Consider the following 14,950-nt stretch of genomic DNA (forward strand, 5'->3'; position numbering starts at 1 on the left):
CAGGCAGTCAGGCGTCGATTCGGTCGGGCGTTGATCCAGTGCGGCGTCGACGCTGTCAGACGGTCATCGAGTCAGGGCGGCGAGAAGGGCTTCAGCATCCTCGCGCTCGCGGAACGCTTCGGGATCGCTCAGAATCCGCTCCAGTTCGATAACGGCCTGGCTGATATCGCCGGCCGCGCTCAGCGCTTGCGCAAGATGAAATCGGAAGGTCCGGTCATCCGGAGCGTCTTCGGTGATGGTCTTCAACAGTTCGATCGCGTCTAGTTCCTGGCCGGCATGCAGCAATGCCATGGCCAGGGTATCGGAGACGCTGATACTCTGCGGCACCAAGTCGGCGGCCCTGCGCGCCGCGGCGAGGGCGCTCTGGGAATCGCCCAATTCAATCTTGACCCATGCAAGATTGTTCAGAGCCCGCGCATCGTTGGGCTGCCGCGCCAAGACAGCTTCGTATGATTCGGCTGCTTCTTCCCAGCGGCCCAGCGCCATCAGGTACTCTGCCTGGCGATGCCGGACCACCGCATCTTGCGGATTCTCTGCGACCCAGTCCGCCATCGAAGCCAAGCCCCTTTCGCCCTGACCGGCTTGAAATCTGGCATGCACAAGATCCAGAAAAATCAGGCTGTTTGCGTCTTTCGCCAGAGCGGCCTCGAAGGCCGCTGCCGCCTGTTCCGGTCTTCCTTCTTCCAGAGCGATCTTGCCCTCGATTACCAGGAGCCTTTCGTCCTCCGGCGCGTCCTGCTTCAGAGCACTGACGAGTTCCTGGCTCTCGTCCAAGCGCCCCAACAAGAATAGCAGGTTCGCCTGTGCCAGCTTGATGGCTGCATTGTCGGGCTCCAGCCGTGCAGCCTTTTCGATGGCGGTCCAGGCCTCTTCTGTTCGCCCGAGCTGTATCAGGGCCAGGCTGCGATACTCATGGGCGCGCGCGTCGGTGGGGGTCTTCGAGACCAGCCGGTCCAGGAGGGTCAGAGCCTCCGACACTTCGCCGCTCTTCAGCAAGGCCAGGCCTACGGTCTTCGTCAATTGAGGATTGTTCGGGTTGGCATCCAATGCCGACTCGCCGACTGCGACGGCCTCGGCGAAATCGCCGGTCTCGGACAAACTGCGGGCCAAGAGCGCGCGCGCCTGCCACGCATCGGGATTGTTATCCAAGATGCGGCGCAATAGGGACTGGGCTTTGGCCTCGTCGCCGGCACTTCTTGCCAAGGTCGCATACACAAGAAGCAAGGCCGGATCTTCGGGGCTCTGCTTTAGGGCTTCTTCGATCACAGAGACCGCCTCATCGGCCCGGTCTGCAGCCCGCAGAAGTTGGGCGAGATTGCCAACCGCCTCGGGGTTGTCGGGCTCCTTTTCCAATGCGAGCCGCAGTGCCGCTTCCGCGCCGGCCACATCGCCCTGAGCGAAGAGGGCCATAGCTTCAAGGGTAAAGCCGGCGGCCTGCTCCGGCAGGCTTTGCTGCATCTGTTTGGTCAACAGGATGGCACTAGAGTAATTGCGGTTTTGAACATGCACGCCGAACAGATGTGAGTAGGCCTTTTCTGAACGTGGGTTGAGCGCCAGTGCTTTGTTCAGGGTCTCCACGCCTTGCTCGATTTCCCCTGCAGCAATCTGGGAAAGCCCGAGATCCTCCTGAATCTCGGGATCCTCCGGCGCGCTCGCGGCCAGCCTTTTCAGGTATTTGAGGGTTGCGCTCTGGTCCTCCATTCTGGCAGCCGCCGATGTCAGAACACCCAGATAGGCGGTGGTATCCGGAATGTCCTCACCAGGCTCCGCCATCAAACCGTAAGCTTCCTTCGTGTATCCCAGTTTCAGCAGCGTCGCCCCCAGCACCGCGCGAGCCGCGTCGTCTTGGGGTCGTTGAGTCAGATAGACGGCGAGATTGCGCCTGGCTTGTTCGAATTCCAGAAGCTGATAGGAGCTATAGCCCGCGATCAAAGCGGCTTGCGGCTGCGTTTGGTAAAACGCCAAGACGCGGTCGGCCGCAACCTTGGCGGCCCGATAGTCGTGCTGCAGAAACAGGACAATGGCCTCCTGCAGAACCACAAGGATGCTGTCAGGCTGGGTAGATTTGAGGGTCCGGACAATCCGGGCGGCCTCGTCCAGTTCGCCGAGGCCGATATGGGCTTCGATCAGGCCGACATAGGGTATTGGACTCGTGGGATCCAGCTTGATGCTGCGGGTGTAACTGGTCTTTGCGCTTTCGAACTGCCGGGCCCTTAGAGACCACGCAGCATCGGTCGTCGTCACCAGGGGATTGTCGGGATCTGCGGCCAGAGCCTGATCGAGCATTTCCCTCGCCGCCGCCATATCGCCGAGCGAAACCGTGATGCGTGCCTTGTTGGCCAGGGCTGCGCCGTGGGGGCCGTCCTGCAGCACCCGGTCAAAGATCGCCAGAGCTTCGTCGAACTGGCCAAGGTTCAAAAGCGCTTCGCCACGGGCCACATAGAGATCCCGCTGCAGATCGCTTTCGATGACGATATCGTCGGGCACCTCGCTGACGACATCTTGGAACCGCCTGAGCTTGAGCCGCGTCTGCGCCAGTAGAAGGTTGAGTTCTTCGCCGCCGTAACCCAGCTCCTCTGCCCGCTGGAGTTCCTTTTCCGCCGCCGAAACGTCGTTCAACTGCCACAGCACCTTGCCGAGGAGGAACCGCGCCTCGGCGTTGTCGGGCTCGCGCTGCAGGGCGTTCTTCAGCTCTACCGCTGCGGAAGCGAGGTCACCTTCCTCGTAATACTGCTGCGCGCGCTCCAGGAAGCTTGTGCTCCAGGCGGGCATGGGCCCCAGGATGAGCGCCGCGGCCAGCAGCCAGCTCGCCACCAGGACCATCAGCGGGGGCCGGGCAGAGCGTTCAACCATGGTTGCGCAGGCTGCCTTGCCGATTGCGGAAACTGCATGGATCTTCATGGTGGTTTCCCTATCTGGGCCGCTCGAGGCCGCTCCAAGTCAATTGGCCGCCAGTATAGGTCAGCGGCGCACTTCGAGGAAGGCCGCGACCGGGACCAAAAAGCACTATAAGGGGCTCTGCTTCAAGCATTTAGGCAGGCCGTCGGGCGGGCGCGCTGCCAACCGTCCCGGCCGTTATCGCCCATCGCGGCGCCCTGCCCAAGGCCCCGGATCCCGCGCTTAACCATAGTGTGTAAGATGGAGCGCGGCTGTTCGCCCTTGCCGCGCCTCGACGATCTATCCTGCCCCGACCGGGAAAGCCGGACTGTCCGCAATGCGGCCCTGGCCGGCGACCTCCGCAGGCCGCCCGGAGAACGCTGCATCTCAGACCTCCGCCGCATTTCTTGACAGGCGCTTAGGGAGGATTGATCTAGTATCCTGGTTCTTGCATAGAAGGCGCGCAGCCCGGGGCGGATCGATACGCCTCAGGCGGGTTTGGCCAGGGGAGTTTACAACCCTTGCAGGGACTGACCATTGGATACCTGAGCTACGGGACGGCGGCCCTCGCCTACCTCGTCCTGGCCGGCTTCTATCTCTGGCGCGGTCGCTGGGGCAGCCACGGGCCCTTTTTCCTGACCGCCGTCGCAGCCACCGTGCTCTGGGCGCTGGTCGCGTTCTCCGGCCACGACGTCATTCCGCGGTTCGCCGCCTGGACCCTGCTTCTCAAGCAGTTCGCGATGCTCGCCTGGGCTTGGTTTCTCTGGCACTTCATCGCGTCCCTTGAGCCCTACAAGGCCCGCTTTCCCCAGCGCCTGCTCCTGGGCTGGATATTCATCTCCCTGCTCAGCGTCACCACTCTGGTTATCCTGGGCGTGAACCTTCTGCTTGGGCTGCCCTGGGTCAATCTGGGCTTCTTTGGGTTCAATTCCGCCTTGCTGCCTCTGCTCATGGGGCTGGCCATCGCGCTCTTTGGATTGTCCCTCACCGAAACGCTCTACCGCGGCTACCGCTCCGCCGAGCGCTGGGGGGTCAAATATCTCTGCCTCGCCACCGGCGGCCTCTTCGCCTACGACATCTTTCTCTATGGCGAAGGCCTGATCTTCCGCGCCATCGACCCGGCCTTCATGGACATCCGCGGCCTAGCCCAGGCCTTGGTGGTTCCCTTCCTGATCATCAACATCCGTCGCAGCCAGGTGCGCCATTTCGCCCTTGGGCTCTCCCAGCGGCTGGTCTTCGGCTCCACCGTTGTCTTCGGCGCCGGGATCTATCTGGTCATCATGGCGGTCGCCGCTTTTTACGTGAGGATCATGGGCGGCGCCTGGGGCAGTGCGGTGCAGATCATTTTCCTCTTCGCTGCCTTGCTGCTGCTGGTGACCTTCCTGATGTCAGGGTCGTTCCGCGCCCAGGTCCGCTACTTCCTGTCGCATCATGTGCTGGCGGACAAGTACGACTACCGCGGCGAATGGCTGCGCTTCAGCGGGCGCCTGGCAGCCGCCGAAAGCGACGAAAGCTTCGAGCGGCGGGTGATCCGGGCGCTGGCCGACATCGTCGACAGCCCGGCGGGCGCGCTGTGGAGCGTGGGCGACAATCACCTGCCCATCGCGGCAGCCTGGAACCTCTCGCCGACCAGCCTCAGCGCCGTCGAAATGGCGAGCGTCGAAGACTACCTGAAGTCCCGCGATCAGGTCTTGGACCTCGCTGACGACGAAGACGACATCGCGGACGCGCCGGAGGCCTGCGCGCGCCTTCTGGAGGCCCTGAAGGCGATCCCGGATGCCTGGGTTCTGATCCCACTGTTGCATCAGGACCGCCTCGTCGCCCTGCTGCTGCTGACGCGCTCGCGCTCGCCCCGCGACCTGACGCCGGAGGACGGGGAACTGCTCGCCGCGGCCGCGCGCCAGGCAGCCGGCTTGCTCGCCGAACAGCGGCTGGCCCGCGACCTTGCGGAAGCGCGCCAGTTCGAGCGCTTCAACCAGCGCTATGCCTTCGTGGCCCACGACCTGAAGAACCTGGTGAGCCAGCTTTCCTTGATGGTGAAAAATCACGAGCGCTTCGGAGAAAGGCCCGAGTTTCAGGAGGACATGATCGAAACCATCAAGTCGGCGGTGGCCCGCATGGAGAACGTCATGGCGCGCCTGAGCGGCGGCAACCTCGGCGCGCGGGAGAACGAAGCGGGGAAAAGCGAGACCGGGCCGGCAAAGGGCAAGAACGGCGCAGAGCCCGAGGCCGGCCTCGTTCCCCTCCTACAGCGGCTGGTCACCAAGTACGAAGACAGCGTCGATACCCTCGACCTTTCCCTGTCCGGCCAGTCCGCGCAGTGCGGTCCCAGGACCGATTGCGCGCGCATCGAGACCATGCTCAACCACCTGCTGCAGAACGCCATCGAGGCCGCCGGCGCCCACGGCCGCATCACCGTGACGCTGCGCGACCAGGACCACCAGATGGTGATCGAGGTGCGCGACAACGGACCCGGCATGGAGGCGCGCTTTATCGAGGAAGAGCTGTTCAAGCCCTTTCGCAGCACCAAGAGCGGCGGCTTCGGAATCGGTGCCTATCAATGTAGAGTTCTGGCCCGGGAGTTGGGCGGCGAGTTGGAAGCCATTTCCGCGCCCGGCGCCGGCACCACGATGCGTCTGATCCTGCCCCGTGAACCGGCGGAAAAAACTGTATCGCGGGCCTAGTGCCAAACATAAAGTGTGCAGGATCCTGAAAGTACCTTTTTCCCAGCGAAACGATTTCATTAGCGAATAGGTTATGGCCGCCAGGAAGACAGCGAAAAAAGACGGCTCGCTCTTGATAGTGGAGGACGACGCCGGCCTGCAGAAGCAACTGCGCTGGTCGTTCGAGGACTACGACGTGGCGGTGGCCGACGATCAGGCCAGCACCCTGGCCCAATTGGCCAAGGCCCGGCCCCAGGTGGTCCTGCTCGACCTCGGCCTGCCGCCGGATCCCGACGGGCCGAGCGCGGGGCTGGCTATCCTCCAGGCGGTCCTGCAGGCCGCCCCCGGCACCAAGGTCATCATGATGAGCGGGCAGACCGACCGTGCCTATGCGCTCAAGGCAATCGCCCTCGGCGCCTACGATTTCTACCAGAAACCGATCAAGGTGGAGGAAATCCAACTCATTGTCGCCCGGGCCCAACGCCTGCACGAACTGGAGGCGGAAAACCGCCAGCTCGCCAGCGCCCGCGGCGGCGAGGCCCTGCCCGGCTTCATCACCACCCATCCCGAACTGTTGCAGCTCTGCGACGAGCTGAAACGCCTGGCGACCACCGACATCACGGTCTTGGTTACCGGCGAGAGCGGCACCGGCAAGGAGGTCCTGGCCCAGGCGCTGCACGAACTGAGCCCGCGCCGCAAGGGCAAGCTGGTGGCGGTCAACTGTGCGGCCATCCCCGAGACGCTCCTGGAAAGCGAGCTCTTCGGCCATGAGAAAGGGGCCTTCACCGGCGCCATCAAGACCACCATCGGCAAGGTGGAGCAGGCCGAGGGGGGCACCTTCTTTCTCGACGAGGTGGGCGACATGCCCGTGGCGCTGCAGGCCAAGCTGCTGCGCTTCCTGCAGGAGCGGCGGGTTGAGCGCATCGGCGGGCGCACCTCGATCCCCGTCGACGTGCGCGTCGTGGCGGCGACCAACCAGAACCTGGAGGAGCTGATCGCCCAGGGCCGTTTCCGCCAGGACTTCTATTATCGGCTCAGCGAAAGCGAGTTCTTCCTGCCGCCGCTGCGCGAGCGGCCGGAGGATGCGGTGCTCATCGCCCACCGCCTGGTGCGCCTCTACGCCGACGAACTGAAGCGCCCGATCAGAGGCTTCACCAGCGATGCCCTGGCGGCCATCCTGGCCTACCGCTGGCCCGGCAACGTGCGCGAGCTGCAGAACACCATCAAGCGGGCGGTCGCCGCCTCGCGCGGGCCGGACCTCAGCCCGTCCGACCTGCGCCTTGACCTGCCGGAAGGCGACGCGGAGGAGCCCGTCGATCTGGCCACCGTGCGCAGCGCAGCCGAGGGCCGGGCCCTGCGGCGCGCCCAGGCCATCGCCAACGGCAACCGCTCGGAGATGGCCCGCCTGCTGGGCGTCAGCCGTCCGACGCTCTACCAACTGTTGAAACAGCATTCCTTGGAACAGGATGCAAAGCAGGAAAGCAGTTCATGATGCCGGGGCGACGCCCCGATTTCCGCGCATGAGCTGAATTCTCCTCCGCGCGCCCGCCCATGCGTATTCTCTTTCTCTGCCACCGCTTTCCCTACCCGCCCAACTCCGGCGGCAACATCCGTTCCTTCAACATGATCCGCCATCTGAGCGAAGACCACAGCGTGGTCGTGGCCTCCCTCACCCGCAGCGAGGCGGAGCGCGCCGCCATCACGGACCTCGGTCAACACTGTGCCGCGGTCGTCACCGCGCCCATCGGGCCGGCAAGCGCCTGGATGAAGACGATTCTCGCGCTGCCGACCCCGCAGCCGTCGTCCTTCGGATACTTCGCGTCCCAGGCCCTGGCTCGGCAGTTGCGGATCCTGGCGGCGGAGCAGCACTTCGACCTGCTGATCGCCCACAGCTCCTCGGTGGGGCCCTATGCCGCCCCTTTCGCCGCCGTGCCGAAGATCATCGACTTCTGCGACATGGACTCGCAGAAGTGGCTGGTCTATCGGGACCACCGGTCCTTCCCCTTGTCCCTGGGTTATGGGCTGGAAGGGAACAAGCTGAGCCGGGTCGAGCGACGCCTGGCAGCGGACTTCGACTGCGCCACCTGCGCAACGCCGGCCGAACTGGAGAGCCTCCAGGCCATCGCGCCGGGTGCCACCGGCGATTGGTTTCCCAACGGCGTCGACCTCGCGTTCTTCCAACCCCAGAACGGCGACTACGACCCCGACCAACTTTGTTTCTTGGGACGCATGGACTACTTCCCCAACGTCCAGGCGATGACCACCTTCGTGCGGGAGGTCTTGCCGCTGGTCCGCGCCCGGCGGCCCAATGCCCGGCTGGTCATCGTCGGCTCGTCGCCCGCCCCGGCGGTCCGCGCCCTGGCCCAGGTCGAGGGCGTGACGGTCACCGGGCGGGTGCCGGACGTCCGCTCCTTTCTCACCGCTTCGGCCTGCTCCCTCGCCCCCCTCCTCATCGCCCGCGGCACCCAGAACAAGATCCTGGAGAGCCTGGCCATGGGAGTGCCGGTGGTGGCCAGCACCCTGGCGGCGCGGGGCCTCGATGCGGTGCCCGGCGAGCACCTGCTAGCGGCAGAGGAACCGGCGGCCATGGCCTCGGCGCTGCTCTCGGTGATGACCGACCCGCAGGAGCGCCGGCGCCTCGCGCTGGCCGGTCGGGCGCGCATGGAAAGCCACCACAGTTGGGCCGGCGCCATGGAAAAGTTCGACCGCATCATCGACCGGACGCTGGCGGCAAGCGGCGAGGAATCAGCGGCCAGAGTCCCCGCCGGCGCCGAAGCCCCCGGGGATCAGCGCTCTGTCGCGCCGTCCTGATTGATCCTCTTCAGCCAGGAAAGCGTCCAGTCGGCCACCGCCTCGCGCCAGACCCGCCGCGAGAAGGTGTGGTCCGCTGTCGGCAGGTCGTGGCGCGCGACCCGCGGGTCCGCGAGCAGGCGCCGCCAGTGCGGCTCGCCAGCCGCGTCCTCGAACTCCCGGGCCGTCAGGTCGCGCCCGGAGATGATCAGCCCGACCGGTCCCTGAAAGGCGGCCAGGCCTTCGGCCATGCGGTCCGGCAGCGAAAGCGCCGCGTCCTGGCCTTGACTGGATCGGGCCGGACTCGCAGTCCGCAGCCAGCCGGCGAGGCTGCCGCCGAAGTCCCGCAACGAGGCGAGGAGAGCCACCTCGCCGGAGGCCAGCTTGCGCCAGAAGGCCGGGTCCAACAGCCGCCGCCCGTAATAGTGCTTCACCATGGCCCGGGCTTCCCCCTCCTCCTCCCGGACCCAGGGGTTGACCAGCACCAGCCCGGCGACCCGCGGATCGCGGTGGGCGTAAAAGAGAATGGCCGAAGCGGCATCGCAGATGCCCCAGAGCACGACCCGCTCAAGCCCGGGCACGCGTTCGACGAAGGCATCGATCGCGGCGGCGATGTCATCGTCGATCTGCTCGAAGCCGAGAAAGGGGCCTTCGCTGTCGCCGCTGCCCCGGTGATCGAAGCGGAAGGCCGGGACCCCCGCGGCGGCAAAGGCGCGGGCGAGAAGCAGGAACTGGCGGTGGCTGCCGATCCGGTACTGCGGCCCGCCGGTGACGATCAGGATGCCGAGCTTCGATGCGCTTTCGCCATGATGCAGGATACCCAGGAGCTGGCGGCCGCCGCAGGGGAAGGCAACCGCTTCCTCGCCCAGGGCCGAACGCGGCTGATCAGGCAAAGAGGGCATCGGTGGCATCGAGCAGCGCCGGGGCCAGGGTGATCTCCTGGATGGTCCAGAAGGGCTCGCCCGAAACCGCCTGGCTGGTGACTTCGGGGCCGCCCTCGGCGGGCAAGGACTCCAAAACGCGCCGGCTGGCCGGGGACAGGGCGGATTCGCTTCCCGGCGAGGAGAGCTCCAGCCAGTCGACGCGACAGCCGGGCAAGCCCGCCAGCAGGCCCTCCAGACGCAGGGCTTCGATTCCCGCCACCAACTCCGGGGCCAACTCATAGCCTGCGACCTCCAGGATTTCGCCCTCCGCCAGACGGGCTTTCAGATCCTGGCCGCTTTCCTTTTCCCCCGCCGCCATGGCCGCGGCGACGCGCAGGCGCAGGAACTGGGTCACGAACTGATCGCCCCGGACCACCGGCTGCCAGAGCAAAAGCCGCGCAAAGCGGCGCGGCGCGGTGGCTGCCAGGCTGCAGGCCAGGAGCGCGCCGAGCCGGAGGCCCCAGAGGCTCACCGGCCGCCCGGGCCAGCGCTCCGCCAGCCAGTCCGCCCCGCGCCCGGCGTCGGCCAGCCAGATCTCCCAGCGCGCCTCATGGAACGACCCCGCGCTGTCGCCGGTACCGAAGGGGTCGAGCAGCAACACTGCCCAGCCTCGCCCAGCCAGGCGCCGCGCCTGCAGGAAAGCCATGCGGCGTGATCGGTTAGCCTCCTCCGCAAAAGGCGGCAGGTAAAGCAGAGCGCCCTTCGGATCTGTTCCGTCAGCCGGTGGGTGAAGCAGACCGAAGAGCGGACCGGCATCGCCGGTGAGATAGAGGGGTTGAGGCGGCGGCGCCTCGGCAAGGTCTGTCTGGGCTTGCGATGCGGTCACGACCAGGGGGGTGGTCAAGAAGTGAGTTTCTGGTTCACAAAATCGGCGAGGCTGCCGACCGTTGCGAAGACCTCGGCTTCGATCTCGTCGTCCTCGACGTAGATCCCGAAGCGCTCCTCAAGGGCGGTTACCACCGTCACCACGGCCATGGAGTCGAATTCCGCGACGGCACCGAACAGTTTGGTCTCCTCTGAGAAGCCGTCGGCGCGCGCGCCAAGCTGAAGCGTTTCGCCGAGCACCTGCTTGACCTCGTCGATGACCGCCATGGACTGTCCTTCTCTCATACCGGCTTGGCTATGGCCGCCCCCAGGGAGCGGAGACCATAGGGCAAAACCTGTTTGTCTGGAAAGAGCCATTAACCTACTGATTTATTGTTAAAAAATTCGGATCGGCCAAGGACGGGACCGGTACTCGCTGAAAGGCTGTCGGCTAGAGCGGCTTGGCCTGATAGCGCTGGGCCAGGAACTCCAGGGTGGCGATGCGGTTGAAGACCTCCTCGTCGGCAACCCGGTCCACCGCGAAGAGGGCACGCATGTTGGGAAAGCCGGGCTCCATGACGGCGGCCAGATGCGCGGGCGACAGATAGGCCGGCTTCGGCCCCGGCGTGCCTTGCTGGAGGCGATAGCTGCGGCGGCGCAGCCAGATCGGACGCCGGTAGCTCGCCAGGGCGCGCAGACGCTCCAGCCAGCCCGGCGGCTGGTCGAAGGGCCGGCCATAGACCGAGGGATAGGCCGCCAGACGCGGTGAGAGCTGGCGGATCATCTCGGCCTCGATGAGGCCGTGGCTCTTCCAGGCAATCTTCCAGTCCGGCGTTCCCTTGATGACGGCGGGTTCCATGAAGGGCGTGAGATAGAGCCCGAAGCCCTGGTTCAGGGGCACCTCACGCGCGCTCCAATAGCGGCCGCGATAGAGCGGGTAGGCCAGCTCCACCTGGCGCCGGGTCAGCCGCGGCCCGGCCGCGCCGAGGGCGGCCATCAGCGCTTCGGCCACCCCCTCTTCGTAAGCCACGGCATCGAAACGTGCCGTCGTCACCCGGGGGTCGTAGCGTGCATAGAAGGCCTGGACCACTTGGCGGGCGGTGAAGGGCCGGTCGGGGAGATAGAAGAAGTTGCGGTGTATCTCGCCCAGGGAGCCGTTCATCTTGGCCCAGCCGCCGGCGGCCTGGGCTTCGCGGTCGAGGCGGTCGGCACCGCTGTCGAAGAGCCCGGTCACGCGCCAGCCGTCGAAAGCGGCATAGTCGGCAAGCACGACATCCCCGAAGGCCTCGGGCGGCGGTGTCGCCACCTGCGACTTGTCCACCGGATTGAAGTCGAGCCCCTCGCCTCCGGCCACCAGCGCGGCGATCTCCCGGTCGCGGTCGCCCTCCGGCCCATAGACCGTCAGCCGCGGGCGGATGCCGGCCGCGAGCAGCAGCGCCAGCAGCAGGCGGGAATCGTAGCCGCCGGAGAACAGCAGGTTGACCCGCTCCCCGAACGCCCTGCCTGTCTCTTCCGTCAGCGCGGTCAGCCGGTCGCACTGGCGCCGGGCGGCCACGGCCATGGACTCGCCGGGGACCGCCTCAGTCTCGTCCAGATCGAGCGGCGGCAGAAAGACCTGGCTCGGCGTTCCCTCCGCCGGGATCACCGCCATGCGGCCGGCAGGCAGGCTACTCAGCTCTTGAAAGAAGCTGCGCTCCCCCGAGGGCACGCCGTTCCAGACGTATTCGTAGCAGCCCTGCGCATCGAGGTGCGGGGTCTCCAGGCCTTCGGCCACGCCGACGAAAAGATTGGAGAAAACCCGCTGATCCCCGTCATGGTAGATCTTGTTGGTCCCCAGCGGATCGCCGAGCAGGTACAGGCGTGCGGCTTTGCGGATCAGCAGAGTGAATTGGCCGCGCGTTTCCGTCAGGTCCGGATCGGCCGGATCGAAGGCCGCGAGAAAGCTTCGAAGGCCATCCGCGCCGGCCCTTCCCCGATGGCTGAACAGACCGGACCGCAGAATCCAGTTGTCCTCCGCCGTCTGCCAAAATGCATCGTCCGGCGCTTCAGACCCACTGCGCCAGAGCAGGCTGCTGCCGGGACCGGCCATCAGGGGCGCAAATGTCAGCCCGGCCCGCTCCAGCCGCCCCTGCAGCCGCTGCGCCGCCGTCTCGGGGTCCCGGCCCCGACAGAGAATGAAATCAGCCATGCGGCGTGCTCAAGCCGGCCGGAATGCCCATGGAAAGTCTTCATTAAACTGTGTTAGCAAACCAGCATCCTGGGGTTGGAGCCGCCATGGAAGAAACCGTGGACGCCGCCGCCATCCCGCCCGACAGCGTGGAGATACATGGCATGTTTGCCGCCGTGAAAGAATCCCTTTTTGCGCCCAGGCGGCCCCTGCGGGCATCCAAAAGGCCCTCATGAGCGCAGCGATAAAAGTTCATCTGATCGCCGCCGCGCGCCCGAACTTCATGAAGGTCGCGCCGCTCTACCACGTCTTGAAGCGGGCGCCCTGGTGCGATCCGCTGTTGATCCACACCGGCCAGCACTACGACCACAACATGTCCGGCGCCTTCCTGGCCGATCTGGGCCTGCCCGATCCGGACCATCACCTCGGTGTCGGCAGCGGCAGCCATGCCGAGCAGACCGCCGGAGTCATGACCGCCTACGAGCAGGTCTGTCTCAGCGACCGCCCCGACTGGACGATTGTCGTCGGCGACGTCAACTCCACCCTGGCCTGCAGTCTGGTGGCCGCCAAGCTGCTGATCCCCATCGCCCACCTGGAAGCGGGGCTGCGCAGCGGCGACCGCACCATGCCGGAGGAGATCAACCGCATCGTCACCGACCGGCTGGCGGACTTGCTCTGGACCCCCTCGCCCGACGGCGACGAGAACCTCCGGAGCGAAGGGGTCGCGGCGGAGAAGATCGACCGCATCGGCAACATCATGATCGATTCCTTCGAGCTGCAGCGTCCCCAGATCGAGGCTCTGGCCATGGCCGACGGCCTGGGCCTCGCGCCCGGCGGTTACAGCGTCGTGACTCTGCACCGGCCCTCCAACGTCGATCAGCCTGCCGTGCTGACGACCATCGTCGAGGCGCTTCTGGCAATCGCCCAGCGGCTGCCCCTGGTCTTCCCGATCCATCCGCGCAGCAAGGCGCGGCTCACCGAGTTCGGCCTCTTTGACCGGCTGGCTGCGCATCCGGCGGTTCATTTGACCGAGCCGCAGACCTACAACGCCTTCATGAGTCTGGTGATGACCGCGCGGCTGGCGATCACCGATTCCGGTGGCCTGCAGGAAGAGACCACCTACCTCGGCATTCCCTGTCTGACCCTCAGGGACAATACCGAACGGCCCATCACCATCACCCAGGGCACCAACCGCCTGGTCAAGGCCGGAACCCTGGCCGCGGAGGTGCAGGCGATCCTGGATGGCCGCGGCAAGTCCGGCCGCCGCCCCGAGCTCTGGGACGGGCGGACCGCAGAGCGCGCCGCCGAAAGCCTGAAGCGCCACGCGCGCATCAAGGCACAGGCCCTGGAAGGCGCAGCGCCGTGATTCGGCCGGGTCAGCCGGCTCCCTGATCGGCGGGAGCCGGCACAGCGCCCGCGCCCCGGCGTGGGCGAAAGGCCCGCCGCAGGCGCCGCGTCAGCTCGACGAAGCCGCACAGCTCAGCCTCGAACTCGATCAGTTCCACCTCTTGACCATCCAGCAACCGCTTGAGCGCCAGCGGCGGCGCCCCGGCGAAATTGATCCCTTGCTCGATGGTCGTCGCGCTGTCGATTTCCAGGGCCTCGAGGTGCGGCCAGACGCTTTGCTCGTAGATCCCGCTGGGATAGCAGAAGTGGCGCAGACGCCGTTTCGCGACGGGTTCCAGCCGCGCGCGGTTGTCGGCGATCTCCCGCGCCAGGCCATCGAAGTCGTCGAGCGGAATGCTGTGCCGATGGCTGTGAAGCTGAATGTCGTAGCCGCGGCGGACCGCATCTTCGATTTCCGAGGGCGCCATCAGGTGAAAGACCTTCTGCTCCAAAAGCACCTGGTAGTCGAGTTCCAGCGCATCGGCGAGTTGCGCACCGAAGGCGTCGCGTCCGGGACCGTCGAGCCGCTCGCGGCCATGGGCCATGATCGTCGCCCCGGCTTCGGCCCGCGCCTCGGCCTCGCCCAGCGCGACGCGGCCGCCGCCGGCAACGCCCAGCGCCGCCAGGTCCAGCTCCCGCGGTCCCGCCCGATCCAGCAGATAGCGGACAACGAGATCGAAGACCGGGGACTGACGCTCGGCAAAGTAGGTCGTCACATAGACTGTCGCCGGCAGGCGGTGGGCCTCCAGCGCCGGCAGCATGTGGCGATAGGTGCCGTGCCAGCCGTCGTCGATGGTGATGGCCGTGGCACCGGGTGGCAGCGTTCCGTCCTTCAAACCCGCGACCGCATCCTCCAGGGAGAGGACCGGGTAGCCGGAACGGGCGAGAAAGGCCATGCGCGCGGCAAACTTCTCCGCCGTCATGAACAGGAAGTTGCCGTAATGACCCTCCCCCAACCAGATGCCGTGGTAGCAGAGAATCCGCAAGCCCCGGCGGGTCAGCCAGCGGCTGAGAGCAAAGAGGCCGCAAGCCTTGGCGAAGCGGAAAACCAGAAGTTTCATTGGGGAAGCCGGACCCTCGTGAATGACCTGGCGCCGTTCTCGCGCGCGCCGCGCTGCACTGATAACAGACAGTGGTCTTATCAGGTCCGGCACCCAATCTGAAGGATATCCGGCCCAGGGCCAAAGGTGCCCGTTCGGCCTTCATTTGCCGGGAGAATTGTATTGCACGCAGAAAACGCTATCTTTAAGTGCTATCTGTTCCCAATAACAACCACTAGTAAGCGATACAAATAAGAAGCGAAGAAATTCAATCGATGACTTTACCCGATTTTCACCACA

At 65.9% G+C, this 14,950-nt stretch carries 10 protein-coding genes; 4 read left to right on the forward strand and 6 right to left on the reverse strand.

Annotated features, from left to right (window positions below; all coding sequences use genetic code 11):
- Positions 1-63 precede the first annotated feature (63 nt).
- Entirely contained in the window at positions 64-2,901 is a 2,838-nt protein-coding gene (gene prsT, locus Q0996_RS04365) for an XrtA/PEP-CTERM system TPR-repeat protein PrsT (RefSeq protein WP_299616411.1), read from the reverse strand.
- Between the two features lie 497 nt (positions 2,902-3,398).
- Between prsT and prsK the strand changes: the two genes are divergently transcribed.
- The 3 genes from prsK to Q0996_RS04380 all read left to right on the forward strand — a co-directional run bounded on the left by prsK (position 3,399) and on the right by Q0996_RS04380 (position 8,351).
- Complete coding sequence (prsK, locus tag Q0996_RS04370) at positions 3,399-5,561, forward strand: XrtA/PEP-CTERM system histidine kinase PrsK (protein WP_299616414.1); 2,163 nt, start codon at positions 3,399-3,401, stop codon at positions 5,559-5,561.
- A 73-nt stretch (positions 5,562-5,634) separates the two neighbouring features.
- Entirely contained in the window at positions 5,635-7,032 is a 1,398-nt protein-coding gene (gene prsR / locus Q0996_RS04375) for a PEP-CTERM-box response regulator transcription factor (RefSeq protein WP_299616416.1), read from the forward strand.
- 59 nt (positions 7,033-7,091) lie between these two features.
- Positions 7,092-8,351 carry a TIGR03087 family PEP-CTERM/XrtA system glycosyltransferase gene (locus Q0996_RS04380; RefSeq protein WP_299616418.1) on the forward strand — a complete coding sequence of 420 codons (1,260 nt, stop codon included), beginning with the start codon at positions 7,092-7,094 and terminating at the stop codon, positions 8,349-8,351.
- Here Q0996_RS04380 and Q0996_RS04385 read toward each other — a convergent pair.
- The 4 genes from Q0996_RS04385 to Q0996_RS04400 all read right to left on the reverse strand — a co-directional run bounded on the left by Q0996_RS04385 (position 8,327) and on the right by Q0996_RS04400 (position 12,245).
- A complete protein-coding gene (locus Q0996_RS04385; protein WP_299616420.1) occupies positions 8,327-9,232 on the reverse strand; it encodes a hydrolase 1, exosortase A system-associated in 906 nt (301 codons plus the stop codon). The genes Q0996_RS04380 and Q0996_RS04385 overlap by 25 nt on opposite strands.
- Complete coding sequence (locus Q0996_RS04390; RefSeq protein WP_299616490.1) at positions 9,216-10,079, reverse strand: hydrolase 2, exosortase A system-associated; 864 nt, start codon at positions 10,077-10,079, stop codon at positions 9,216-9,218. The genes Q0996_RS04385 and Q0996_RS04390 overlap by 17 nt, the downstream gene beginning before the upstream one ends.
- Positions 10,080-10,093: 14 nt before the next feature.
- On the reverse strand, positions 10,094-10,345 hold the full coding sequence (locus tag Q0996_RS04395; RefSeq protein WP_299616423.1) for an acyl carrier protein: 252 nt from the start codon (positions 10,343-10,345) through the stop codon (positions 10,094-10,096).
- Positions 10,346-10,508: 163 nt separating this feature from the next.
- Complete coding sequence (locus tag Q0996_RS04400; RefSeq protein WP_299616425.1) at positions 10,509-12,245, reverse strand: hypothetical protein; 1,737 nt, start codon at positions 12,243-12,245, stop codon at positions 10,509-10,511.
- 211 nt (positions 12,246-12,456) lie between these two features.
- Between Q0996_RS04400 and wecB the strand changes: the two genes are divergently transcribed.
- Positions 12,457-13,590 carry a non-hydrolyzing UDP-N-acetylglucosamine 2-epimerase gene (wecB, locus tag Q0996_RS04405; protein WP_299616427.1) on the forward strand — a complete coding sequence of 378 codons (1,134 nt, stop codon included), beginning with the start codon at positions 12,457-12,459 and terminating at the stop codon, positions 13,588-13,590.
- Between the two features lie 10 nt (positions 13,591-13,600).
- Here wecB and Q0996_RS04410 read toward each other — a convergent pair whose 3' ends face one another.
- Positions 13,601-14,671, reverse strand: coding sequence for a polysaccharide deacetylase family protein (locus Q0996_RS04410; protein WP_299616428.1), 1,071 nt, complete (start codon positions 14,669-14,671; stop codon positions 13,601-13,603).
- Positions 14,672-14,950: the final 279 nt, after the last annotated feature.

The sequence above is a fragment of the Pelagibius sp. genome (genome assembly GCF_028289705.1).
GTDB lineage: Bacteria > Pseudomonadota > Alphaproteobacteria > Kiloniellales > Kiloniellaceae > Pelagibius.

Coding starts and splice junctions, on each gene's coding strand:
- prsR (WP_299616416.1), top strand. CDS start 5,635: ATGGCCGCCAGGAAGACAGCGAAAAAAGACGGCTCGCTCTTGATAGTG.
- wecB (WP_299616427.1), top strand. CDS start 12,457: ATGAGCGCAGCGATAAAAGTTCATCTGATCGCCGCCGCGCGCCCGAAC.
- Q0996_RS04395 (WP_299616423.1), bottom strand. CDS start 10,345: ATGGCGGTCATCGACGAGGTCAAGCAGGTGCTCGGCGAAACGCTTCAG.
- prsT (WP_299616411.1), bottom strand. CDS start 2,901: ATGAAGATCCATGCAGTTTCCGCAATCGGCAAGGCAGCCTGCGCAACC.
- Q0996_RS04400 (WP_299616425.1), bottom strand. CDS start 12,245: ATGGCTGATTTCATTCTCTGTCGGGGCCGGGACCCCGAGACGGCGGCG.
- Q0996_RS04410 (WP_299616428.1), bottom strand. CDS start 14,671: ATGAAACTTCTGGTTTTCCGCTTCGCCAAGGCTTGCGGCCTCTTTGCT.
- Q0996_RS04380 (WP_299616418.1), top strand. CDS start 7,092: ATGCGTATTCTCTTTCTCTGCCACCGCTTTCCCTACCCGCCCAACTCC.
- Q0996_RS04385 (WP_299616420.1), bottom strand. CDS start 9,232: ATGCCCTCTTTGCCTGATCAGCCGCGTTCGGCCCTGGGCGAGGAAGCG.